We start from the raw sequence: 25,538 nt of genomic DNA on the forward strand, positions 1-25,538 counted from the left end.
GGTCACCCCTCGCCCTGCGTCCGATCCGGCGCGGCGGGTCGGCGTTCCCGTTCGACGATCGCCCGTACCGCAGGTGCGATCTCGGCGCCGAAGCGCTGCGTCATGCTCGGGTCGTCGCCGCCGATGATGAAGGCGCTGACGCCGTGCCGCAGGGCCAGCTCGGCGATCTGGTCGACCCAGGCGTCGGACGGGCCGTTGAGCAGCCCGCGCGGCGCCGACGAGAACTGGACGTTCATGAAGTTCATCAGCCGTCGTACGGCGGCCGGGTCGCGACCGGCGTCGTGCGCCGCGGCGTCGATCCGGGCATGGAGTTCGGGTAGGGAATCGGCCCCCCGGGGCAGGTACTCGATGGTGGGCAGCCAGCCGTCGCCGACCGCACCGGTGAGGGCGAGCATCTTCGGCTTGTACGCGCCGACCCAGATCGGGATGTCGTGGGCGGGCCGCGGGCCACGTCGGGCCCCCTTCACCGAGTAGTACCGCCCGTCGTAGTTCACGGCCCCGGTGGCATCGGTGTCCCAGATCTCGCGGATGATCTCGATGCCTTCGCCCAGCGCGGTGACGCCCTGGGCGGCGCTCAGCCGCCGTCCCCCCATGGCGGCGATGCCGTCCCAGAACGCACCGGCACCGATGCCGAGTGCGAAGCGGCCGCCACTGAGGATGTCGAGGGAGGCGGCGGCCCGGGCCAGCACCGCCGGCGGTCGCAGCGGCAGGCTGGCGACGTTGGCGTTGACGTGGATGCGCTCGGTGCGGGCCGCGGTGAAGGCGAGCAGGGTCGAGGTGTCCAGGAACGAGGGCTGGTACGGGTGGTCCTGAAAGCTGACCAGGTCGAGACCGGCCCGGTCGGCGGTGACGGCCAGGTCGACAACCTGTCGGGCCTGCTGCGCGACGGGCGTGGCGAAGACGCCGAAGAGCAGGTCGTGTCCGTAGTCGGTCATGCGCGTGCCTCCTGCACCGCTGCGGGGTCGACCGTCGGGTCGATGTTGAAGTTGTCCCGGAAGAGGTTGTCCGGGTCGTACCGGCGTTTCAACGCGCGCAGGCGCTCCAGCACCGGTGCCGGGAAGGCGTCGAGCAGCCGCGCCGGGCTGCGGTCGGTCTCGAAGCTGAGGTAGAGGCCGTCGAAATGCCGGCGCAGTGGCTCCCACACCGCGGTGAGGCGCTTGTCGTTCTGGCCCATCGCGGCCAGTTGGAAGGCCGGGGTGCGGTGGGTGAAGGCGGTGTCGTCGGGTGCCACGTCGGCGATCGCGCCGCCCATCGCCCGCAGCTCGAAGAAGTAGACGGCGCCGCTGCGCAGCATCGCGGCGGCGTCGCGGGCGAACTCGGTGGTCAGCGTGGGCAGGAACGCCGACCGGGAGTTCGGCTCGCCGAAGCCGTGCTGGCCGTCCGGTCCGACGTCGGCGGCGCTACCCATGACACCCGCGTACGGGGTCATCACCACCTGCTGGCGGGCGAGCATGCCGAGCTCCAGGAACGGTGTCAGGCGCGCCACGACGATGTCGGGATCCGGGTTGTCGACCACCGCGAAGAGCTGGATGGTCGAGAGGCCGTCGCGGGGTTGCCCGGTGACGAGGAAGACCGTCGTGTCCCTGGGCGCGGCGCTTGCCAGTTCGCCGTAGCGTCGGAGCGACTGTTCGATGTCGGTGGAGACCAGGGCGAGTTGCGCCCAGCCGACCTCACCCACCTCGTCGACCTCGAATTCGAACGAGGTGGCGATGCCGAAGTTGGCGCCCGCGCCACGTACGGCCCAGAACAGCTCCGGGTGCTGCTGCCTGCTGGCCCGCACCTGCCGGCCGTCGGCGAGCACGAGGTCCACCGACCGGAGATGATCGATCGTCAGGCCGTGGTTGCGGGAGAGCAGGCCGATCCCGCCCGCCGTGGCGAGCCCGCCGACGCCGACCCCGCCGTAGTCTCCCGAGCCCAGCGCCCACCCGTGCGGGGCCAGGGCCGCGGCGATCTGCTTCCAGGTCGCGGCGGGACCGGTGCGTACGAGCCGGCGGGCGGGGTCCACCACCTCGATGGTGTTCATCGCGCCCAGGTCGATCACCAGGCCGCCACGGTTCGTGGAGCGGCCACTGATGCCGTGGCCGGCGCTGCGGATGCCCAGCGGCAGGTGCCGGTGTCGCCGGGCGAACTCGATCGCGTCCGACACCTCCGCCGGTGTCCGGGGTCGCAGCACGAGTCCGGGAGCACCACCGCGCAGGTAGGTCGAGGACAGGGCGCGGTAGGGCGGGTCACCGGGCTCGACCGCCGTCTCGGCGAGTGACGCCGGTACGCCGTCGTAGTCGATGGCCGGCTTGCGGTGCGCGCGTACCGCCGCCGGGCGTCGGCGTACCCCGGCTCGGTCGTCGCGCCCGGCGACCAGCGCGGCGAGACGCTCGACGTCCTCGCGCGATTGCACCGGGACCACGACGGGCAGATCGGTCTCGGCAGCGCCGGCCAGATCCTCCGGCGTCGCGTCCGGTGACGCGACGACCCAGCCTGCCGGGTCGGAGATGATCCGACCCGGCGCCAGGATGTCGAGGCTGTCCGCTGCCTTGGCCTGGACCTTCGGGTACGGCGCCTCGGGGTCGGTCGGATCGGGTGGTGACATGTCGCTGGCGGGGGCGCCGATGGTGATCCGGCTGGTCGATCCGGCGAGCCAGACCGCCGCCGTCCACGGGTCGAGGCCGGTGGCCCGCTCCGCCGTCCCGTCGGCGACGACCACCAGGTCCAGGTCGCGTTCCTCGGCCAGGCGGGCCAGCGCGACGGTCTCCTGCGGGGCGTGGGCCAACCGTGACACGTCGAGAGCGATGCCGATCTCCATGACCATTCCTCATCCCGGACTCGTGCCCACGAGGAGTCGTCTCCGCGCGGTCTGACCTCTGTCGCAGCCGGCCCTCGGCGGGCTGGTGCCGCTGTTGTCGCTCAATGAAATGCTCGGCACTGCCGATAATATTTCAGACAGATGGTCGTCACGCCAAAATTTGTGACGCACGCCGGCACCAAATGGACCACTACGCGGACGCCTGGCCGCCGTGCTGACGGCTCTGGACCTGCGGAGGGCGACGCTGATCGGCTCCTCCACCGGCGGTGGCGAGGTGGCCCGGACGTCGGCCCGGTTCGCAGCAGTGCCGGGAACCTCGCCGAAGGCCCCTCCCTCGCGATCTACCCGGGTGGCCCGCACGGCATTCGAACAGCACGCGGGGGACTGGTGTCACCGGGGTTGGCTAGCGGACTCCGGCGCCGCGGCGATCTGGCGGGTCACGTGGCAGGCCACCTCGCGCAGGACGTCGATCTGGCTCGGGGTCAGACCGTCGATGACGTAGTGGCGCACGGCCGCGACGTGCCCCGGGGCCGCCGCGACCACGAGATCCCAGCCGGCGTCGGTGAGCGTGGCCACGGTGTAGCGAGGGCTCTCCGGGTCGGGCGCGCGGCGCAGCAGCCCTCGTTGCTCAAGCCGTTTGACGACGTTCGACAGGCGCGACAGCGAAGAGCTGACGAAACTGGCCAGGTCACTGAGGCGCATGGTCCGGCCGGGTGTCATGGACAGGCCGCTGAGCACGAAATAGTCGAACAGCGTGAGGTGGCTGTCGCGCAGCAGTTGGGCGTCGAGGGCACTCGGCAGGTTGAACATCAGCTTGGCCAGCGCAAGCCAGGCGTCGCGCTCGTGGTCGGTCAACCACCGAGGTTCGTCAGACATGTCGCAAGAGTATGCCGCTCGGTTCGGCCATGAGTGAGGCATCTCTCAACCTACTTCAAACTTGAAGCAGATGCTCTAGCCTCGGATTCAACCTTGAACCTACATGCCGAGGAGAGTAACCGTGACCCTGTTCAGGCTGGACGCCAGCATCCGTACGCACGGGTCCGCGAGTCGGGAGATCGCGGACATCGTCGAACAGGAGTGGCTGGCCAACCGTCCCGGTGACACCGTCGAGCGCCGTCATGTCGGCGTGGACACCCTGCCGTCGACCGCGTGGGCGGCGGCGCTGTCCGCCTCGATGACGCCGGCCGAGGAACACACCCCCGAGCAGCAGGAGGCGGTCGCTCTCGCCGCGACGTTGGTGGACGAGTTGCTGGCCGCCGAGGCGTTGCTGTTCGCCGTGCCGCTCTACAACTACGGCGTCTCCCAGCACTTCAAGACGTACATCGACCTGGTGTTGACCGACCCTCGGGCCAATGGGCAGCCGTTCCTGGCGGGCAAGCCCGTCGTGCTCGCCACGGTGCGTGGTGGCGCGTACGGTGCCGGTACTCCCCGGGAGGGCTGGGACCACTCGACGGCGTACCTGCGCCGGATCCTCGCCGACTGCTGGGGCGCCGACCTCACCGTGATCGAACGGGAGTTCACCCTGGTCGGGGTCGCACCCGCGCTCGACGCCTTCGCCGACGTGGCCGCGGAGATGCATGCCGGGGCGTTGGAGTCGGCGCGGGAGGCCGGTCGCGCCCTCGGCGGCGCCCTGAGCGTCACGAACTAAAGGGGCGTCTCGAGAGCGGAACGCGCGAAGCGGCCGGGGCGGTGGAGGGCTGGTGTGCGACCTCAGCCGGGTGACCCAGGGGTGTCGGTGTTGGCGCGGGTGGCGGCCGCCGCCCCCGCGACATCACCTGCTGCGCACAGGGCGATGATCCGATCGTGTTGTGCGACGTCGGCGGTACTGTGTGATCGGCGCGCGTACCCGGGTGCCGGTCGACCGGTGCGGCCCCGGCGTTCGTGAACGCCGACCGGCCTCGTGGCGGCGCTCTTCCCCGATCGACCGGCGAAAGCGGGCTGGACTTCCGACACCGGCGGCCTCGGAGCGTGGTCATCGGGCGGCGGTCGGGCGAATTCCTGCTGCGCGCGGCACCGGCATGCGGCTACTGAACAGCGACAACGGGCGTACGCGACGAGCAGCTGCGGAGTCAACGTTTCGGAATATTTCCGGAAGTTGCAGGGAGGTGGCACCAACAACTGGGTGGTCACCATCCGCACCAACGGTGGCCAGAGCCTGCAGAGCAGCTGGAACGCCTCGATCAGTGGCAACAGCGGCACGCTCACTGCCCGCCCAACGGCAACGGCAACAACTTCGGCATCACGCTCTACAAGAACGGCAACAGCACGACGCCCACCGCGACGTGCTCCACCGGCTGATCTGAACGGCAACGCTGGGGTGTCGGCAATCGCCGGCACCCCAGCGTCGTGTCTGCCTCCGTGTCCGCACTGCCGCCGGATAACCCGTCGCCCGCCGCCGGCCGTGTACCAGACCGGGCTGGCCCTCGGTCGGCAGTTGACCTGGTCGACCTGGCCGAGCTGCTCGCCGACGAGGGCAGGTGGTCGGCCGGCCTGAACTGAGCCGCGCCGTCGGTTCCCCGCAGTGACAGGCCACCCGGACAGCACGGGAGGGCACATCCGACAACGATGTGCCCTCCCGTCGTACGTGTCGCTACAGGTTGGCGCAGTAACCGACGCTGAAGGTGCTGGCCCCCGGCTTCAGGGTGCGGTTCCAGTCCACACCCCTGATCCGGTAGCTACCGTCGGCCAGGCGTTCGCGCTTGAAGTTCCAGGCGTCGTAGATGTCTCCTTCGAGCTGCACCACGGCGGACCAGTCGACCGGCTTGTCGCTGGTGTTGGTCGCGGTGATGGTCGCGCAGTAGCCGCCGCCGCTGTCGGAGTACCAGCGGGTGATCTGCTTCAGCGCCACCTCCACGTTCGACCCGGCCACCAACCGGCCGACCCCCCAGCGCGCGGTGCTCTGGTAGCCCGCGCCCTCCTGCTCGGCCCAGTTGCGGATGCTCGTCCGGGCCCCGTCGGAGGCGTCGTTGACCTGGAAGTCCAGGCCGTGGAAGGTGCCCAGGCCACCGTATTCGAGCAGGCTGATCGCCGCCTCGACGGTGTAACCCGTCGGGGTGCGAACCGTCGCGCTCTCCAGCCGGTTCGCCTGGAACCCCTCGTCGCCGGTGCCGAACGACACCACGTTGTCGGCGTTGATCCGGATCTGCGTGTCGTCGTACCGGAAGCTGCCGTTCTTGAAGTTGCCGGCGTCGACGTAGATTTCGACCGAGTCCTGGATCCACGGATCGGAACCGGAGACGTCCACCACCGGGTCGGTGACCTCGGCCAGCACGTAGAGCGTCTGACCCCGCCAGAGGGTACGGACCTGCGCGCTCGCCCCGTCGGTGCCGGAGACCTGCTTGTCCGTGGTCACCGTGGTCGCGTTCGCCCAGCCGGCGTCGACCGAGCCGTCGATCACCGGTGCCTCGGCGGCCTCCCGTACCTCCACGTAGGACAGTTCCTCGACCAGGGTCAGGGTGCCCACCGCGCCCGGGGTGTTCCACCCGGAGGTGATGTCACCGTCGCGCACCTGCACGTCCAGGGTGCGGGTGTCGCCCTCGGCCGCTGCGGCCAGCGGCAGGTGGGCGACCAGGTGGTAACCGCCGTCCCGGGCGGCCGCCACGGCCGGTACGTCACCGCTGCCGTCCCGGCCGACGTGGTAGGTCTCGCCGCCCAGCACGAAGCTGACCCGGTCGGTGCCGGAGACCGTGGTGTCGTCGACCGTGACGTACGCGGTCAGGTGGTCCGGCGCCCAGCGCAGCTGGAACCCGGCGACGTCCTCGACGGAGTGCAGCGGCAGCTTGCGCCAGGTCAGGTCCGTCGGTGCGGCGGCGGCCAGCGGCACGTCACCGGCGAAGACGTTCGCGGTCCGCAGCCGGGCGGGCAGCTCACCGTCGACCGCCCCGTAATAGGCCGGCTTGGCGCGCAGGTTGTCGTCGAACAGCAGCGGACCGCCGTTGCCGGAGCGCCAGGACCGCCCGTCGGTGAGCCCCCAGACCGTGACGGCCAGCAGATCCTCGGCGTACGCCCGGAAGATCCGGAAGGCGTCCCGGTAGTAGTAGCCCTGGTCGATGAACTTCGCCTGGGTGGCCGGGGTGCCGGTGGTGACGTCGAGTTCGGTGACGGCCTGGGTGACCGGCAGGTCGGCGAACGTCTCCAACGCGGTCTCCAGGGCGCTGACCGGCATGGCCAGCGAGACGTGGAACTGGTGACCCACCCCGTGCACCGGCACGTCGCGGGCGAGCAGTCGCTGCACCAGGGCCAGGTAACGGGCCTGCTTGCCGCTCTGCTCGGTGTTGTAGTCGTTGATGAACAGGGTGACCGGACGGTCAGCGCCCTCGGCGGCGTACACGTCGTTGAACGCCTCGTCGGCGTATTCGAAGGTCAGGTCGATGAAGCTCTCACCGAGGATCCGGTACCACTCGCTGCGACGCAGACCGTCGCTGTACTCGCCGCTGTCGCTGACCACCTCGTTGACCGCGTCGAAGGCGTACAGCGGGTTGGTGGAGGAGCCGAAGGGGCCGTACCGCTCGCTCAGCGACTCGGCGACGTTGAAGATGTGCGTACGCAGCCGCTCCCGCAGCACCTGCTGGTCGGCCGCCGAGGTGGTCAGCGGCTGTCCGGCGGAGTCGGTGAAGAACCAGGCCGGGGTCTGGCTGTGCCACACCAGCACGTGCCCGTAGACGCGCAGGTCGTTGTCGCGGGCGAAGTCCATCATGGTCAGCGCCTGCTCGTGCGGGCGGAAGTTGCCCGCCTCGTCGTACCAGGCCTCCGGCTTCATGTGGTTCTCGGCCGTGATCTGGTTGAAGTGCCGGGTCAGCAACTGGGCGGGAGCACCGATCGTCTCCCGGCTGTCGATGGCCACGCCGACCGGGAAGTCGGTGGTCTCGTGCAGAGGGGTGAGGTCCTCGATGACCGGCGGCTCGGGCACCTGCACGACGATGTCGTCGGCCAGGAAGTCGCTGGTGTTGCCGGTCACGTCCTCGCCCTGCCAGCGGGTCTCGAAGTAGAGGAAGGCGCTGTCCGCCGCCGGCATGGTGAACCGCGCGGTCACCTCCGTCCAGCCCGAGTTGGTGATCGTCTCGAACTGGGCGAGGGTGCTGAACGACTGACTGTCCCCGGCGGTGCTGGCCAGGCTGAGCCAGATCTGGTCGGCCGGCTGACCGGCGGCGAACCGCAGCCACGCACTGAGCTCGTAGGTGACACCCGCGGTGAACAGGCCGGTCACGTCGCGGCCCAGGCCGGCGCCCTGGTTCACCCGGTCGGTGACCAGCGCGGCGGAGGTGCCGCCGTGCGCGACGTCGGTGAGGGTGACCGTCGGGGCGCCCGGACCGCCGTCGCGGGGTCCCCAACCGTCCAGACCGTCCTCGAAGTCGGTGTCGATGACGATCGTGCCCGGCTCCGGTCCGCCCCCGCCGCCGTCCAGCGCGGTGATCAGGACGTCGTCGAGCAGGAACGGGGTGTTGCCTTCCGCCTCCACGTAGAGGGTGGCGGCGTCCAGACCGGTGGGCAGGGTGTACTCGCCGCCGATGCGTACCCACTCGTCGGCGGTGGTGGTGACGTTGTCGCCGATCCAGGTGTAGGTGTTCTCGCCGCCACCGGCCGGGGTGGACTCGACGGTGAAGTGCACACCGGCGCTGCCCTCGGTGCCGGTCGGAAGTTTCGCCCAGGCGGTGACCGTGTATCGGTTGCCGGGCCGCATCAGCGCGGTCGCGCTCGTGGCCGGTCCCTGCCAGTTGGCGGTACGGCCGGTGACCGACAGGCTGCCGTCGCTGTCGTGACCCTCGTCGGCGATGGCGAGGGTCACGTCACCGCGTGGTCCCCAGGGGGCGTACGAGCCGGACTCGAAGTCGTTGCTGAGCACGACCTCGTCGGCCACGGCCGGGGTGGGGGCGACGGTGATGGCCGCGACGAGCGCGGCCGAACAGAGTACGGCGAAAGTTCGTGATCGGCGTCGTGATCGTTGGGACGGATTCCACAGGCGCATCGACTGGTCCCTTACGCAAATTGGACAGTGGTGGGGGTGCCTGACGTCGGGTTTCCGGACAGATCCAAGCGCGTGCATGCTATGTCGACCCGATTGGCATAGCCAGAACTTCCGGAAGTTTTCGGAAAGATGCGTGGGGTCGGTTGCCTCGGCGGCGGTCGTCGCGCTCGGGCGGATGATTCGATCGACACGCGTGGCGACACAGCATGTGGTGTTGAGGTTCCTGGCCCGTTCCCATATATAGTAGTGCCCGCAGCTGGTTCGGCAGTCACTCCACGACGGCCGAGGCAAGAGGGAACCCGGTGGAATTCCGGGACTGCCCCGCAGCGGTGAGTGGGAACGACCGCCGTCAACGAAGCACTGGGCCCGCCAGGTCTGGGAAGCGACGGCCAGTAGGCACGAACACGCCCACGAGTCCGAAGACCTGCCAGCGCGCCGCACGCGTACGTGTGCGGCGGTCGAAGGCCGCGCGGGACGGCCGACGCCATCAGCTGGTCGTCGACGGCAGTCAGTCCGTCCGGTGACCGGCGGCGTCCTCCCGCGTGCCCGTCGACCTTCACCGACCGGTACGAGGAGGGGCCATGACGGTGACCCGGGCACAGGCGGGGCCGGAGCAACGCCGGCACGTGATGCAGGTGCGTAAACGCAACGGCGACACCGAGCCGGTGGACGTCAACAAGATCGTCAAGGCGGTGGAGCGCTGGGTCACCGACCTGGACGAGATCGACCCGCTGCGGGTGGCGACGAAGACGATAAGCGGCCTGTACGACGGTGCGACCACCGCCGAGCTGGACAAGCTGTCGATCCAGACGGCCGCCGAGCTGATCGGTGAGGAGCCGCAGTACTCCAGGCTCGCGGCGCGGCTGCTGGCCGCGTTCGTCGACAAGGAGGTACGCGGCCAGCAGGTGGCCAGCTTCAGCCAGTCCATCCGGTACGCCCACGGCCTGGGCCTGATCGGCGACGCCACCGCCGCGTTCGTGGCCCGCAACGCCCGCAAGCTGGACGACGCCGTCGACCCGGCGGGGGATCTGCGGTTCGAGTACTTCGGGCTGCGCACCGTCGCCGACCGGTACCTGCTGCGGCATCCGCAGACCCGGCAGGTGGTGGAGACCCCGCAGTACTGGCTGCTGCGGGTCGCCTGCGGGCTGTCCCAGACGCCCGGCGAGGCGATCGGCTTCTACCGGCTGATGTCCAGCCTGGCCTACCTGCCGAGTTCGCCGACGCTGTTCAACTCCGGCACCCGACACACCCAGATGTCGTCGTGTTTCCTTGTCGACTCGCCCCGCGATGAACTCGACTCGATCTACGAGCGGTATCACCAGGTGGCGAAGCTGTCGAAGTTCTCCGGCGGCATCGGCATCTCTTGGACGCGGGTGCGGGGTCGTGGGGCACTGATCCGGGGCACCAACGGGCGCTCGAACGGCATCGTGCCGTTCCTCAAGACCCTCGACGCCGGGGTGGCGGCGGTCAACCAGGGTGGCCGGCGCAAGGGCGCGGCCTGCGTATACCTGGAACCCTGGCACCCGGACATCGAGGAGTTCCTGGAGTTGCGCGACAACACCGGGGAGGAGTCGAGGCGTACGCACAACCTGAACCTGGCCAACTGGATCCCGGACGAGTTCATGCGCCGGGTGGAGGCCGACGGCGACTGGTCGCTGATCGACCCCTCCGACGCGCCGGAGTTGCCCGACCTGTACGGCGAGGCGTTCGACGAGGCGTACCGGGCGGCGGAGAAGAAGGCGGTCCGCACGGTCAAGGCCCGCGACCTGTACGGGCGGATGATGCGCACCCTCGCGCAGACCGGCAACGGGTGGATGACGTTCAAGGACGCGGCCAACCGGCTGTCCAACCAGACCGGCGCGCCGGGCAACACCATCCACCTGTCGAACCTGTGCACCGAGATCCTGGAGGTCAACAACGACACCGAGACCGCGGTGTGCAACCTCGGGTCGATCAACCTCGCCGCGCACCTCACCGCGGACGGCATCGACTGGGAGAAGCTGCGCGCCACCGTCCGCACGGCGGTGCTCTTCCTCGACCGGGTCATCGACATCAACTACTACCCGGCGCAGCAGGCGGCGGCGTCGAACCCGCGCTGGCGACCGGTCGGGCTCGGGCTGATGGGCCTGCAGGACGCCTTCTTCACCCTGCGCATGCCGTTCGACTCCACCCCCGCCCGGGAACTGTCCAGCCGGGTGCAGGAGGAGATCCTGCTGACCGCTCTGGAGACCTCAGCACAGCTCGCCCAGCAGTTCGGCCCGCACCCGGCGTACGACGACACCCGTGCCGCGCGCGGTGAGCTGCACCCGGACCTGTGGGGCGCCGACCTCACCCAGGCGCAGCGGTGGGCCGCGCTGCGCGAGACGATCGCCGCGCACGGGCTGCGGAACTCGCTGCTGGTGGCCATCGCGCCGACGGCCACCATCGCCTCGATCGCCGGCTGTTACGAGTGCATCGAGCCGCAGGTGTCCAACCTGTTCAAACGCGAGACGATGTCCGGCGAGTTCCTCCAGATCAACACGTACCTGGTCCGCGAACTCAAGGCGCGAGGGCTGTGGACGGCGTCGATCCGGGAGCAGATCAAACGGGCCGAAGGGTCGGTGCAGGGCATCGCCGAGCTGCCCGAAGACGTACGGCAACTGTTCCGCACCGCGTGGGAGCTGCCGCAACGGGCGCTGATCGACCTGGCCGCCGCCCGTGCCCCTTTCATCGATCAGTCGCAGTCGCTGAACCTGTTCATCAGCGCGCCGACCATCGGCAAGCTCTCCTCGATGTACCTCTACGCCTGGAAGTCCGGGCTGAAGACCACCTACTACCTGCGGTCGCGTCCGGCGACCCGGATCCAGCAGGCCACCGTCGCGGTCACCCCGGCCGCCCCGGCGATCGTCGCTGTCGGCGACGACGAGGCGTTGGCCTGCTCCCTGGAGAACCCCGAGAGCTGCGAGGCCTGCCAGTGACCACCGTTTCCGAAACCCAGACCCGGCAACTGCTGCTCGACCCGGGCATGGACCTGACCCTGCGGCCGATGCGCTACCCGCAGTTCTTCGACCGGTTCAAGGATGCGATCCGCAACACCTGGACCGTCGAGGAGGTCGACCTGCACGCCGACCTCGCCGACCTGGCCAAGCTCTCCCCGGCCGAACAGCACCTGGTGTCCCGACTTGTCGCCTTCTTCGCCACCGGCGACACCATCGTCGCCAACAACCTGGTGCTCAACCTCTACCAGCACATCAACTCCCCGGAGGGCCGGCTCTACCTGTCCCGGCAGCTGTTCGAGGAGGCGGTGCACGTCCAGTTCTACCTGAACCTGCTCGACACCTATGTGCCCGACGAGAAGCAACGGTACGAGGCGTTCGCGGCGGTGGAGAACATCCCGTCGATCGCCCGCAAGGCCGAGTTCTGTTTCAAGTGGATCGACTCGATTTTCGAGTTGCGTGAGCTGAAGACCCGGGCCGACCGGCGGGCGTTCCTGCTCAACCTGATCTGCTTCGCCGCCTGCATCGAAGGACTGTTCTTCTACGGCGCCTTTGCCTACGTGTACTTCCTGCGCTCCCGGGGTGTGTTGCACGGGCTGGCCTCCGGCACCAACTGGGTGTTCCGCGACGAGTCGATGCACATGGCCTTCGCTTTCGACGTCGTCGACACCGTACGCGCCGAGGAGCCCGACCTCTTCGACGCCGAAATGGAGCAGCAGGTGCGCGACATGCTCGCCGAGGCGGTCGACTGCGAGGTCCAGTTCGCCGCCGACCTGCTGGAGCAGGGCGTCTCCGGCATGCCGCTGGCCGACATGCGCCAGTACCTGCAACACGTGGCCGACCGGCGGCTGGCGATGCTCGGCATCGCACCGATGTACGGCTCGACGAACCCGTTCGCGTTCATGGAACTGCAGGACGTGCAGGAGTTGTCCAACTTCTTCGAACGCCGGGTGTCGGCCTACCAGGTCGGTGTCACCGGCACGGTGGCCTTCGACGACGACTTCTGATCCCGGTCTCATCCGATTCGCCGTTTCGGCGGTATGGCGGTCACCCACCCACCCGGATACCGCCATACCGCCGAAACGGCGTCCACATCGTCGGCGCTGTAGGGCGACTACGCGTCAGGCAGTCAGGACGCAAAACTCGTTGCCGTCGGGGTCGGCCATCGCCACCCGGCCGGTCTCGCTCCGACCGGTCTCGCCCCGGTTGGTCTCGCCCCGGCCCGCATCCAGGTCGGCGTCGATTCGGGTGGCGCCGAGGGCGAGGAGGCGGTCGACCTCTGCCTGCTGGTCACCGCCGGGCGGGGGTACGACGTCGAAGTGCAGGCGGTTACGGCCCAACCTCGGCATCAGTGGTGGGCCGCCCCAGGTGATCTTCGGGCCGCCGTGCGGCGATCGGATCGCGGTCTCCTGGTCCTGGTCCCACACCAGCGGCCAGCCGAGCGCAGCAGCCCAGAAGTAGCCGACCTGCTGGGAACCGTCGCAGGCCAGCGCCCCGACGAACCCGCATTCGGCGAGGAAGTTGTTGCCGGGCTCGATGACGCAGAACTCGTTGCCCTCGGGATCGGCGAGGACCACGTGCTCATCCTCGGGGCCCTGCCCGACGTCGACGTGCCGCGCGCCGAGCGCCAACGCCCTGGCCACCGTCTGCCGCTGGTCCTCCACGGAGGTGCTGGTCAGGTCGAAGTGCATCAGGTTCTGGCCGATTTTGGGCTCCTGGCTCGCGAGGAAGCGGAGCCGGAAGCCGGTGTCGTCGGTGGGCAGGAGGGCGACTCCGTCGAGTGGATCGTCCGTCACGTTCCACCGCAGCAGCTCCGACCAGAAGCGCGCGAGCCGCGACGGTTGATGGGCGTCGACGCAGAGCGCGAACAGGTGACATGCCATCTCGTTGCTCATCTCCGCTCCGCAGACCGACCACGTCGACCACACCGCCGGCCCGGTCACCGTCGACCGACCACCGCTGGACGGAAGCGTAAGGCCGAGCCACGACGGGCGCAGCTGAGTAATTGGCCTGCGCGGTCAGCGTCCGAACCTCCCGAGCAACTCCGACCCGATCGGGTGGTGCAGCAGGTGCAAGGGCGCGGCGTCGATGCCGGCCTCGGTGAGCGCCCGCGCGTACGCCGCCGCGGTCGCGTCGTCCACCAGGCCGTGCACCAGCGGCAGGTCCGCAGCGGTCGACCACAGGAGCGATTCCAACCGGCAGGAGGCGATCGTCCCGGCCAGCCCGAGCACGTTGCCGTCGACCGGCACCGGCGGCAGGTCCCCGGGTATGTCGCGTTCGGTCTCGCCGACGTGCAGGAGCCCACCGCCGACCACCAGGATGTCGTGGTCGCGGCGCATCCGGGTCAGAGCTTTTGCGGTGTCCAGTGCGGGCGGGAACGAGTCGTCCACCACGATGGTGCCGGGTGCCAGCCGGTCGACCTCGATCGGTGCGGTGGCCGCGCTCGTCGCCGCGATGATCACGTCCGCCGTGTAGCCGGCCGGGGCGATTCCCGGTGCCGACGGGCACACCTCGATGGTGCCGGCGAAGCCGTCCGCCCGCAGCCGCGCGGCGTGCTCGCCCAGTCGAGGCGCGGCGGCAGGAACGTCGCAGAGCACGAGTCGCGCGGGCGGCTGCTCGGCCCGGATGAGCAACAGCCGCAGCGCGGAGAACCCGATCGAACCGAGACCCACCACGGCGAGGTCGCGGCCGGCGAGGCTACGCCCGGTGGCGGCCAGCGCGGCCTGCACCGTGCGGACGACGGAGACGACGGTGACGGCATGGCCGGTGGTCACCGCCACGCCGCTGCGGGTACGGCGCAGCACCCCGAGGCCGTAGCCGGTGCGGGCGGGAATCATCCCGGCCAGCGACACGCAGCGGGCGCCGAGGCGGGCGGCCAGGTCCACCGCCTCGGCGGTCTCGTCGGCGAGGACGTCCCCGGCGGCGGTCAGCTCGTCGGCGAACCGGGGCAGGCAGACGAAGCCGGAGACGCCCAGCGGCGTGGTCAGCTGCTCCAGCAGACGCGGACGGCCACCAGGAAAGAGCAGCTCGCGTAGCTGGTCCCGGGGCAGGCTGCCGGCGGGCAGCCCGGCGATCGCGGCGAGCTGGGCCGGCGGCGGCAGGTAGCCGACGATCGCCGCGGCCAGCCTGGTCGGTCGGCCGGGAACGGCAGTCGTCGCCGGCACGCTGGCGGCGTCACCGGTGACCACGGCAGGCGTGGCCGTCTGGTCCCGACGGGCCGGGTCGGTGTGCGCGGCGGCGGTCAGGTCGGCGCGGAGCCAGTCGGCGAGCCGGCGCAGCTCGGCCGGGGTGACTGTGGTGGGACAGCCGCGCAGGGTGAGCCGGAGCCCGTCCCGCTCCGGGCGCGCGGTCAGGAACAGGTCGGTCCCGAGGGGCGGTGGCGCCAGTTCACTGTCGGCGTCCCAGTCGAGGCTGAGCCGATCGGCATCGCCCGGCACGGCCGGTGGCGCGGAGCGGGCGGAGAAGTCCAGGAAGCTGAAGAAGAACTGCGCACCGATGGGCGTGCCGCCCGGGCCGGTGGGCACGGCCGCCGCGATCGACGGCGGGTCGTCGTACCGGCGGGCAGTAGCGACCTCGGCCCCGACGTGGGCGAGCTGTTCGGCGAAGCCGGCCGAGCCGCCCAGCCGTAGCGGCAGCATCGCCGCGCACGGGCCGAAGATCCGGTGCAGGTCCGGCAGCGGATGATCCCGACCGGTAAGCGCCAGGCCGAAGACCAGGTCGTCCTGTCCGGTGAACCGGGCCACCGCCCGGTGGTACGCGGTCAGCACCGGGGCGTACAGGGTGCTCGCCGCCGAGGCGGCCAGCCGGCGCAGCCCGGCGACCACGGTCCCGTCCAGGGTGAAGCCGCAGACCGGCGCGGACGTACCGCCCGGGTCGGGTGCGCTGCCGGGGGCGGGTAGCACCGGCGGCCGGTACGGGGTGCCGAAGCGTCCGCGCCACCAGCCGTGAGCGTCCGGGTCGGGTGGGCCGGCGACCCGGTCGGCCAGCAGCTCGACGTAGTCGCGGAAGTGGGTGCGCAGCGGAGGCAGTCCGTCGGGCTGGTCGGCCACCAGCCGGTGGTACACCGTCAGCAGTTCCTGGCCGAGCAGGGCGGCGCTGTAGCCGTCACCGATCAGGTGGTGGCCGTGCACCAGCAGGATGTGGTCGTCGGGGGCGAGCCCCAGCAGCTGCAGTCGCAGCAGCGGCCAGGCCCACGGCTCGAAGCGACGGCGGCGCTCCTCGGCGACCAGGGTGCCCACCTCGGCGGGGCCGGCGACCGCCCGGTAGCCGACCGGCAGCCGTAGCGAGGCGGGAAGTTCCTGCTGGACCGGGGGACGGACGCCGGCCGGAAAGACGGTACGCAGCATCGGGTGCCGGGCCACCAGCAGGTCGACGGCGCGCTGGAAGACGTCGCGACGTAGCCGGCCGCGCAGTCGTAGCCGGGCCAGCCAGGCGGTGCCGTCGCCCGGTGCGATGGCGTCGGCGAGCAGGAAACCGCGCTGGGTGGCCGTCACCGGGTAGGGCCCGTCCGCGCCGGCGCGCACCGGGCCGGTGACCCGGTCCACGGTGGCGGTGCTGCGGCCCGTGCCGTCGGTGGTCCGGCGCCTGGCAGTGGTGGCGTCGATCTCGGCGGCGAGGTCCCGCAGGGTTCGGTGCTGGTAGATGACGGTGGGGCTCGGTGTGGCCGGGAACTGGTCCTGGACGCGGGCGAAGACCTCCAGCACCAGGATGGAGTCGCCGCCGAGAGCGAAGAAGTCGTCGTCGGGCGCGATCGCCGGCAGGTCGAGCAGCTCACCCCAGATACGGGCCAGCCTCGCCTCGGTTGCGGTGTATCCGCCGGCAGCGGCGTCCGCACCGACGGGTGCCGCAAGTCGCTCCGGAGCGGCCGTTGCCGGGAGTCGCCCCGCAGCGGCGGGTGTCGGGAGTCGCTTGGGGCCGGCGGCGGGTGCGAAGCCGCCGAGTGCACGCAGCCGATCCCGGTCGACCTTCCCGGTGACGGTCAACGGAAGCGTGTCGAGCAGATGGATGCGCGCCGGAACCAGTGGCTCCGGCAGCCGGTCGGCGAGATGTTCGCGCAGCTGGGCCACCGTCGGCTCGGTTCCCGGTCGGGGTGCGACGAAGGCGTGCAGCCGTGGATGCGGCTCGGCCTGGTGCAGCACCGTCGCGGCGGTCACCGCCGGATGGGTACGCAGCACCGCCTCGATCTCGCCGGGTTCCAGCCGGTGCCCGTGGATCTTCACCTGGTCGTCGAGCCGACCGAGGAACTCCAGGGTGCCGTCGGCGGTGACGCGGACCCGGTCGCCGCTGCGGTAGTACCGTTCGCCGTCGAGCCGGGTGAAGGCGGCGACGGTCAGTGCGGGCTCGTCGAGGTAGCCGGCGGTGACCCCGACGCCGCCGATCAGCAGCTCACCGGCCGTCCCGGGCGGGCAGGGGTCACCGTGCGTGTCGACCACGCGGATCCGGGCCCCGCCGACGGGTCGACCGATCGGCAGTCGGCGTACCGTCTCGTCGGGGCGGTTGTCGATCAGATGCCAGGTGGTGTTGATCGTGGCCTCGGTGGGGCCGTACAGGTTGGTGATCCGGCAGCCGTCGCCGAACAGGTCGAACCAGCGGCGTACCGGCACCGGCGACAACTCCTCCCCGCCGACGTGCACCCACCGCAGGGCCAACAGATTCGGCCGTACGCCCTCGCGGGTGGTGCGGTCCTCGGCGGCCCGCAGCAGCCGCTCCCAGAGGGTGGGCACCGAACTCCACACGGTGAGTCGGTCCCGTTCCAACCGGGACAGCAGCACCTGCGGGTCGCGCAGTTCCGACCGGGCGAAGGTGACCACCGTGGCCCCGACCAGCAGCGGCGCCAGGATCTGCCGGACCGAGGCGTCGAAGCAGATCGACGAGGTCTGGGCCAGCCGATCACCTGCGTGATAGCCGAACGTGTCGATGGCCCAGTCGAGGTAGTTCGTCATGGACCGGTGGGTGATCGGCACCCCCTTCGGCCGCCCCGTCGAGCCCGACGTGAAGATCACATACGCGGTGTCGTCCGGCCCGACCGCCGGACCGTCGAGCGGGGCCGCCGGGCTGTCGACTGGGACCGCCGGGCCGTCGAGGTTGACCGCTGTGGCGTCGAGTCGGGCGACCGTGGCTGCGCAGTCGTCGTCGTGCAGTACCACCCGGACGCGGGCACGGCGCAATTGTCCGTCGAGCCGGGCCGGGGGATGGGCGGCGTCCAGCGGCACCCAGGCCGCTGCCGCGCGCAGGATGCCGACCACCCCGATGATCGAATTCCGGCCGGGGGCGGTGAGCAACCCGACGTGCTCGCCGGGGCGTACGCCGTGGGCGAGCAGCAGCGCCGCCACCCGGTCGGCGGCCCGGTCCAGGTCCCGGTAGGTGACCGTACGTCGGCCGTCGGTGATCGCCGTCGCGTCCGGGGTACGCCGGCAGACCGCCCGGATCCGGGCGCTGACATCCCCGGCAACGGGCTCCGGTCGTACGCTGCGATCCTGGTCGCCGGCCCGCTGCCGCCCGGCGGCGAGGTCGACAAGTTCCTGGTGGTGCTCGGCGGCCAACCGGGCCACCGTCTGCCGCCGGAACAACCGCAGCGGGAAGTTCCAGGACAGCCGCAGCGTCGTCCCCGACTCCCACCACAGCAGACTGAGCCCGGTGGCGGCGGAACCGGAGCCGGCCGCCGTCGGGGTGACCGTCACCGGGCAGTCGGGATCGACGTCAACCGGGAACCGGGCGAAGCTGAACCCCGCCGGGCTGGCGGTACGCGGGCCGTTGTCGATCGCGGGGAGCAGCCGGGCCAGGTCCAGGCTGGACACCGAGCCGTGCCGCTGTGCCTCGGTCCAGGACTGCCGAAGGCGATCGGCCAACCGGGCAACCGGCTCGGTCGGGTCCACCTCGACCAGCAGGGGCAGGGTGTCGGCGAACGGACCGACGAGCCGTTCGATGCCGGGCATCCGGGCGTCCCGACCGGCCCGCGCCACGTTGACCGGCACCCGACGCTGCCCGCTCCACCTCGCCAGGCACCGCAGATACCCGGCGAGCAGCAGGTGGAACAGGGAGACACCGGCGTCGGCGGCCCGCTCGCGCAGCAGGGCCACGAGCGCGGCGTCCAGTTCGTCGGTTCGGGTGACGCAGGGTGGGGCGGGCAGACCCGCCGGGTCGCCGTCGTACGGCAGCCGCAGCGTCCATCCCGGATCGTCGAACTGTCGACGCCACCAGGTCAGATCCGTCTCGCGTGGCGGGGCGAGGTCAGCGGCGAAGGCGGCGAAGCTGCCGGTGACGGGCAGCACCGTCCGGGTGCCTCCCGTCACCAGTGCGCTGTAGTCCGCCCAGAGTTGTTCGCTGAGCAGGTTGAGACTGAACCCGTCGGCGGCGGCGTGGTGCAGCACCAGGATCAGGTGTGCGCGGTCGGATCGCTCCTGAGCGAGCACCGCCCGCAGCGGCGGCTGCCGGGTCAGATCCACAGGCGTGTTGCAGAGCTGCTCCTCCAGCGCGGTCAGCTCGCCGGCCAGTGCCCGTACGTCCAGGCTGATGGCGGCGGCGGTCGGCGGCACGATCACCTGCCGGGGGGCGGTGACGTCGGCGAGGAAGCGCACCCGCAGCATCGGATGCCGGGCGACGAGGCCGGTCAGAGCCCGGTCGAGCAGCCGGACGTCGAGTGGCCCCGTGACGGTCTGCCGGACGAAGGCGTACCCGGCCACGCTCGGGTGCAGTCGTTCGTTGACGAACCAGGCCCGCTGCACCGCCGTGAGAGCGAACGGCTCCCCATCGGCGAGCGGACCGCTCGGTGATCCCCCGCCCGCCGCCGGTCGTGCCACCCGCGACGGCGGCACGACCTGGTGGCCCGGGGGCTGCCCCGGAACGGTTTCCGCAAGCGCAGCGGCCAACGTGGCGATCGTGGTGTATTCGAAGAACAGGGTGACCGGCAGTTGCCGCCCGAGTTCGTCCTCCAGTCGTTTGACCAGGTCGACTGCGGCCAGCGAGTCCAGGCCGAGGGCGAGGAACGAGTCGTCGTCGGTGATCTGGTCAGCCGGGCGGTGCAGGGGCTCCGCGAGTAGCCGGCGCAGCAGCCGCGCCAATTCCTCGACGTCCGAATTCTGATGACGTGCCGGCTTGATGGCCGAAACACCGCCGACCTCGGCGACCTCGACGGTTTCGGGGTCGACCGGCTGGGCGGGCCGGCCGGCGTGTGCCTGCACGCGGCCATCGAAGTCTTGCCCCCGTCGCGCGACGCCGGCCGGGGGTGCGGTCGCCGGTCGCCGGTCCGCGACGATCAGGTGGGCGGCGTCGACGTCCCGAGCAGCCAGCAACGCGTCCAGCGCGATCCGCGCGGTCAGCGAGCCGGCGATGTCGTGGCGGGAGCCCTCTCGGGCTGCCATCCCCGTGTCGCTGACGGCGGCGAGACCGACGGCCTGGAAGGGGCGGCCGGTCACCCGCTGGGCGGCGGCGAAGGCGTCGAGGAAGGCGTTGGCCGCCGCGTAGTCGCCGATCGCGGCGGCCAGACCGGGCAGCACCGCGCTGACCGAGGAGAAACCGACAAGCGCGACCCGGTCGTGGCCGTGCCGCAGCAGTGACTCCGCCACCAGGTAGCTGCCGCGTACCTTGGGTGCCAGCACCGCCCGGATCTCCGGCACCGACTTCGCCGTCAGGGTGCCGACCCGGACCGTGCCGGCGGCGTGCCAGACGGTCCCCACCCGGGGCAGCCCGGTGAACAGCGCGTCGACGTCGGCCGGCACGGTCACGTCGCACCGCCGGTACGTCGCGGTGGCGCCGGCCGAGGTCAACTCGTCGAGCAGGCCCGCCGGGGCCTGGGCCGACCGCCCGGCCAGCAGCAGGGTGGGTCGTCCCCGGTGAGCGAGGGTACGGGCCAGCTCGGCGCCGAGCCCGCCACCACCGCCGAGGATCACGTGCATGTCATCGGAGTGCGCCGCACCCGACGGCGTAACCGGGACCGACACCGACACCAGGTGCCGTTCGAGTCGGCGTCCGGCCCGCCAGGCCAGCCCGGTCAACCGGTCGGCGTGGTGCGCCGTGGCCTCGGCCCGGTGCAGGTCGGACAACTCCTGGCACACCGACTCCACCCGGACCGCCAAGTCATCCACACTGGACAGATCGACCACCCGGGCACGCAGGCCCGGTCGCTCGTCGGCCAACGCCGCGCACAGCCCACCCAGCACCGCCTGCACCGGCCGGGGACGCTCGCCGTGCCCGGTGACCTGGACGTCCTCGGTGACCACGAGCAGCCGACCCAGCCGGGTGTCCGGCTCGTCGATCAGGGCACGCACCGTACGAACCTGTGCGGCCACGGCGCGATCGAGGTCGGCCACGTCCGACAGGTCGACCGCGGCACCGGCCAGCAGCACGGTCAGCTCCGGCGGCGTACCGTCGTCGACCTGCGGTGCGACCTGGACGGTGACGCCGCGTTCGCGCAGCGCCGTGGCGAGTCGGGCAGCCAGGTCGCCGTCGGCACCCGGGCCGCGCAACCGCACCCGGGCCGGCAGGTCGCGGTCGACCCCGGCCGCCGGCCCGCCGCTGGTCGACGGCGTCTCCCGCCAGATGACCCGGTGCAGCGGCAGCACCGGTGACGGCGGATGGGACCGTCGCTGGAACGGGTACGTCGGCACCGGCACCCGCCGCCGACCGGCGTGCAGCGCGGCCCGGTCCAGCGAGCCACCGAGGGCCCACAGCTGCCCCACCGCCGCCAGCAGAGCCCCGGTGGCCTGCGGCCCGTCCAGTACGGTCAACACCCGCGCCGGGTCGACCCCGACGTGCGGCGACACGGCGTGCAGCCGGCCCGAGACGCCCAGGTCGACGACGGTGTCGTACCCGTCGGCGCACAGCTGCTTCAGCGCGACGCGCAGCTCCGGCTCGGTCCGTGGGGTGGCTGTGGCGGCGCGGCGGATCGCCTCGGCCGGGTCCAGCTCGCCCCGGCCGGCCGCCGCCGCCAGGTCACCGACGCCGACGCCGAGCAGCCGGTCCGGCCGTACGCCCCAGGCGGTGAACTGACCGACCAGCGCGAGCCCGACCGCCACCGCCACCTGCCGGGTGACCTGCGGATCGTCGGCACCGCTCAGGCACCAGGTCAGCAGCGGTCGGCCCCGTACCGTCGGGGCGGCGACCTCGGTCAGTCGGTCGCGGAAGGCCGGCAGCCGGTCGTAGAGGTCACGTACCGCCGCTGGTGGCACCGTGGCGCCGTCGTCGGGAAGGACGAACACCGTGCGGGGTCGCCGGCTGACCGGCGCGATCTGCTCGCCCAGCGTGTCGGCGGCCCGGTCGAGCCGGACGGCCAGCTCGCCGTCGGCGACCATCGCCAGTCGGTACGCGGCGTCGTCGCGGGCAGTGCCGGCGCTGACGCAGACGTCCGCCTCGGCCAGGTGCGGATGCGCCCGCAGGTGGGCGGCGAGGTCCCGAGCCGCCTGCCGAAGCGCCGGCACCGAGTGCGCGCTCAGGGTGACCAGACCGAGTTCCGGCCCGCCGGGCGCGGTGGGCGCGGTGGGCGGGGGTTCCTGCAGGATCGCGTGGGCGTTCGTCCCGCCGAAGCCGAATCCGTTCACCCCGGCGATCAGGGGACCTGGTGCGCTCCACCGCCGCCCCTGCGTGACCACGGCGAAGCCGGCTCCGGCGAGGTCACAGCGGTCGGCCGGCTGGGTGTGGTGCAGGGCGGGCGGCAGATACCGGTGCCGCAGGGCCAGCACCACCTTCACCAGCGCCGGCAGGCCGGCGGCGTTGAGCAGGTGACCGAGGTTCGTCTTGACCGAACCCAGTCCGCGCGGCACCCCGTCGACGGGCGATGGGTACGCCGCCGCCAGCGACCGGACCTCGACCGGGTCGCCGAGTTCGGTGCCGGTGCCGTGGGCTTCCACGTACGACACCTGCGCCGGGTCGATGCCCGCCTCCCGGTACGCCCGCGCGATCACCTCCCACTGCCGGTGCGGGTTCGGCGCGAGCATGCTCAACGCCCGCCCGTCGTTGCCCACGGCGGTCCCGGCGACCACGGCCAGCACCTCGTCCTCGTCGACCTGCGCGTCACCGAGCCGGCGCAGCACCAGCGCGGCCCCGCCCTCGCCGGGGACGAAACCGTCCGCGTCGGCGGCGAAGGCCCGGCACCGTCCGGTGGGGGAGAGCGCCTCGGCGGCATCCAGCAGCCGGTACCCGGTCTCGGTGAGGTTGAGGTTCACCCCGCCGACCACCGCGACGTCGCACTCCCCGGCGGCCAGGCTGCGCGCCGCCAGGTGCAGCGCCACCAACGCCGACGAGCACGCCGTGTCCACCGCGATCGCCGGCCCGGTGAGATCCAGCGTCTGCGCCAACCGGGCCGGTATCAGGTTGCGCAGGTTTCCGACCAGCGCCGTCGCCCCGCCGGCCGACCCGTCCGCCGCCACCATCTGCGGGTACGCGCTCTCCCCGACGGCAGCGAAGACGCCGATGCGGTGCCGGTGTCTGCGTGGCCCGGCGTACCCGGCGCGTTCCAGCGCCTCGTGGCCGATCTCGAGGAACAGCCTCGCGTGCGGATCGGTGAGCCGCGCCTCCTCGTCGGTGAGGCCGAAGAACCCGGCGTCGAAGAGCATCGGATCGTCGAGGAAGGAGCCCCACCGGGCGGTCCCGTCCGACGAGGTCCACCGGTGTGCGGGCACCACGTCGACGCTGTCGACGCCATCGACCAACTGCTGCCAGAACTGCTCGGGGCTCTCCGCGCCGGGAAACCGGCAGGCCATCCCGATCACCGCGACCGGCACCGGACCCCGGGCCGGTCCCTGCGCCGGGGCACCGACGGCGTCACCGGTGGGCCGGCGCAGCGGCGCGTCGGCCAGCCGGTCGGCGAGGCTGGCCACGGTGGGGCAGTCCCGCAGGTCCGCCGGGTTCAACGGGATACCGAGGGCGTCCTCCAGCGCGGCGAGCACCTCCATGGCCTTGAGCGACGATCCGCCGATGGCAAGGAACCGGTCGTGCGGGCCGATCGTGGCAGGTGGACGGCCCAGCACCCGGGCCCAGACGTCGCGGACGAGCGCCTCCAACTCCGCCCCGGACGGGGCGTCGCGCGGCGCATCGTCGGCGGCCGGCGGGGCATCGTGCGGCACCTCCGTGGCGACCGGCGGACACCAGCGTCGCTCGCGGTCGGCGAAATCGCCGGCCAGGTACCGTTCACGCATCCGGCGTCGGCGCAACTTCCCGCTGGTGGTCCGGGCGAACGCGCCGGGGGGTAACGGCAGCACCCGCACCTCGTCGTGACCGCACGCCTCGGCCACCCGGGCCCGCACCGCGGCGAGCACCGTACCGGCGTCGGCCGGTGGACGGGCCCACGGCACGAACACCACGATCCGTTCCCCACCGGAATCCGGGTCGGTCGCGCCGACCACCACGCTCACCTCGCCGGGCAGGCCGGGGGTGGCCACCGCCACGGTCTCCAGGTCCGCGGCGTGGAAGGTGCGGCCGTTGACGAACACCACGTCCTTGGCCCGGCCGGTGACACAGAGCCGCCCGGCGCGCAGAAAACCCAGATCGCCGGTACGCAGCCAACCGTCGACGAAGGTGTCCCGGCTGGCCTGCGGATCACGATGGTAGCCCCGGGCCACGTTCGGTCCGCGTACCTCGATCTGGCCGATCCGCTGGTCGGCCAGCGGTCGACCGTGATCGTCGACGACGCGTACCGCGCAGTCGGCCACCGGATGGCCCAGGTCCATCAGTTCGACCGCGTGCGGGCCGGGTCGGGTCGGCACCGCCCGTCCCTGGCTCAACTTGGCGCGGTCCAGCACGTGTGGCACCGCCACCTCGCCCGGTGGGGGAAAGGTCACCGCGAGGGTCGCCTCGGCGAGCCCGTACACCGGTCGTAGCGCGGCGGGATCGAGCCCGGCGGGACGGGTGTGGGCCAGAAAGGACCGCCAGACCGCAGGCGAGATCGGTTCCGCCCCGACCACCACGCACCGTACGGCGCTCAGATCGAGCCCGGCGAGGGTTTCCGCAGGCACCCTGCGCACCGCCAGAGCCAGCGCGAAGTTCGCCGCGGACAGCAGGGTGGCCCGGTGCCGGTGGGCGGTGGTGAACCAGAGGGCGGGGCGCTTGGCGAACGCCAGCGGAGGGATGCGTACCTGCTTGAGGCCGATGGCGAGCGGGGTGAGGTGGGTGCCGATCAGCCCCATGTCGTGGAAGTACGGCATCCAGCTGACCAGCACGTCGTCCGGGCGTGCCGCGCTGGCCGACCGGGCCTGGTCGAGGTTGGCCAACACGTTGTCGTGGGTCAGCTCCACGCCCCGGGGCGCGCCGGTGCTGCCGGAGGAGAACTGCAGGAAGGCGAGGTCACCACCGGCGACGGTGGGCAGCTCCGCCGGTGCGGCGCCGGCCCGCAGGTCGGCCAGCCGCAGCACCGGCTCGGGCAGCCCGTCCACCACGGCTGCGGTGGCGTCGTCGGTCACCAGCACGGCGTCGGGCAGCACCTCCCGCACGGCGCGTACCCGCTTCGGTTCGGGTGGCAGCGGCACCGGCACCAGTCCGGCGGCGAGCGCACCCCAGAACATCGGCTGGAAGTCGTCACCGGCGTCGGCGAGCAGGAGGGCGGCCGTACCGGGCGCGATCCCGGCGGCCCGGTAGCCGCCGGCCACCCGCAGCGACTCGTCCCGCAGCTGCCGGAAGCTGACCGTACGCTCCGTGCCGTCCTCCCGGACGTGCACGATGACCTGTTGCGGTGCCCGGTCGGCGGCATCGAGGAGTACGCCCAGCAGGCCGTGGTGGGCGCCGGGCCCGCTCGCAGTCGACACAGCAGGATGGTAGGTGGCCGGGATCTTGGGACCGGCACCGGAGTTGCCGACCGTCGCCGCGTGGA

The 25,538-nt window shown here is 71.7% G+C and carries 9 protein-coding genes and 1 riboswitch; of the genes, 3 read left to right on the plus strand and 6 right to left on the minus strand.

Translation table 11 applies throughout. From position 1 onward, the window contains the following. Positions 1-2: 2 nt before the first annotated feature. The 3 genes from VAB18032_RS13605 to VAB18032_RS13615 all read right to left on the minus strand — a co-directional run bounded on the left by VAB18032_RS13605 (position 3) and on the right by VAB18032_RS13615 (position 3,676). Positions 3-935 (minus strand): LLM class flavin-dependent oxidoreductase, encoded by a 933-nt coding sequence (locus VAB18032_RS13605; protein WP_013733426.1) that lies wholly within the window; start codon positions 933-935, stop codon positions 3-5. Further along, positions 932-2,800: an FAD-binding protein gene (locus VAB18032_RS13610; RefSeq protein ID WP_013733427.1), complete on the minus strand. Its 1,869-nt coding sequence runs from the start codon at positions 2,798-2,800 to the stop codon at positions 932-934. Before VAB18032_RS13610 ends, VAB18032_RS13605 begins: the two co-directional genes overlap by 4 nt. A gap of 390 nt (positions 2,801-3,190) precedes the next feature. Then, positions 3,191-3,676, minus strand: coding sequence for a MarR family winged helix-turn-helix transcriptional regulator (locus VAB18032_RS13615; RefSeq protein ID WP_043720626.1), 486 nt, complete (start codon positions 3,674-3,676; stop codon positions 3,191-3,193). Between the two features lie 121 nt (positions 3,677-3,797). Between VAB18032_RS13615 and VAB18032_RS13620 the strand changes: the two genes are divergently transcribed. Next, positions 3,798-4,448 (plus strand): FMN-dependent NADH-azoreductase, encoded by a 651-nt coding sequence (locus VAB18032_RS13620; RefSeq protein ID WP_013733429.1) that lies wholly within the window; start codon positions 3,798-3,800, stop codon positions 4,446-4,448. 942 nt (positions 4,449-5,390) lie between these two features. Here the strand turns inward: VAB18032_RS13620 and VAB18032_RS30090 are convergent. Continuing rightward, positions 5,391-8,765 (minus strand): endo-1,4-beta-xylanase, encoded by a 3,375-nt coding sequence (locus VAB18032_RS30090; protein WP_013733430.1) that lies wholly within the window; start codon positions 8,763-8,765, stop codon positions 5,391-5,393. A 240-nt stretch (positions 8,766-9,005) separates the two neighbouring features. Continuing rightward, positions 9,006-9,211: riboswitch (cobalamin riboswitch) on the plus strand. Positions 9,212-9,346: 135 nt separating this feature from the next. Here VAB18032_RS30090 and VAB18032_RS13630 point away from each other — a divergent pair. Together VAB18032_RS13630 and VAB18032_RS13635 are read left to right on the plus strand one after the other, a co-directional pair. Beyond that, a complete protein-coding gene (locus VAB18032_RS13630) occupies positions 9,347-11,722 on the plus strand; it encodes a ribonucleoside-diphosphate reductase subunit alpha (protein ID WP_013733431.1) in 2,376 nt (791 codons plus the stop codon). Positions 11,723-11,769: 47 nt separating this feature from the next. After that, complete coding sequence (locus tag VAB18032_RS13635; protein ID WP_232510883.1) at positions 11,770-12,747, plus strand: ribonucleotide-diphosphate reductase subunit beta; 978 nt, start codon at positions 11,770-11,772, stop codon at positions 12,745-12,747. Between the two features lie 114 nt (positions 12,748-12,861). Here the strand turns inward: VAB18032_RS13635 and VAB18032_RS13640 are convergent, their stop codons facing one another. Beyond that, positions 12,862-13,635: a VOC family protein gene (locus VAB18032_RS13640; RefSeq protein ID WP_013733433.1), complete on the minus strand. Its 774-nt coding sequence runs from the start codon at positions 13,633-13,635 to the stop codon at positions 12,862-12,864. Positions 13,636-13,758: 123 nt separating this feature from the next. Beyond that, positions 13,759-25,473, minus strand: a complete 11,715-nt coding sequence (locus tag VAB18032_RS13645) for a non-ribosomal peptide synthetase (protein ID WP_013733434.1) — start codon at positions 25,471-25,473, stop codon at positions 13,759-13,761. Between the last annotated feature and the right edge of the window lie 65 nt (positions 25,474-25,538).

The sequence above is a fragment of the Micromonospora maris AB-18-032 genome (genome assembly GCF_000204155.1).
Lineage (GTDB): Bacteria > Actinomycetota > Actinomycetes > Mycobacteriales > Micromonosporaceae > Micromonospora > Micromonospora gifhornensis.

Excerpts from the sequence above, each read along its gene's own strand:
- VAB18032_RS13605 (WP_013733426.1), bottom strand. The coding sequence starts at position 935 with ATGACCGACTACGGACACGACCTGCTCTTCGGCGTCTTCGCCACGCCC.
- VAB18032_RS13640 (WP_013733433.1), bottom strand. The coding sequence starts at position 13,635 with ATGAGCAACGAGATGGCATGTCACCTGTTCGCGCTCTGCGTCGACGCC.
- VAB18032_RS13615 (WP_043720626.1), bottom strand. The coding sequence starts at position 3,676 with ATGTCTGACGAACCTCGGTGGTTGACCGACCACGAGCGCGACGCCTGG.
- VAB18032_RS13635 (WP_232510883.1), top strand. The coding sequence starts at position 11,770 with ATGGACCTGACCCTGCGGCCGATGCGCTACCCGCAGTTCTTCGACCGG.
- VAB18032_RS13610 (WP_013733427.1), bottom strand. The coding sequence starts at position 2,800 with ATGGAGATCGGCATCGCTCTCGACGTGTCACGGTTGGCCCACGCCCCG.
- VAB18032_RS13630 (WP_013733431.1), top strand. The coding sequence starts at position 9,347 with ATGACGGTGACCCGGGCACAGGCGGGGCCGGAGCAACGCCGGCACGTG.
- VAB18032_RS30090 (WP_013733430.1), bottom strand. The coding sequence starts at position 8,765 with ATGCGCCTGTGGAATCCGTCCCAACGATCACGACGCCGATCACGAACT.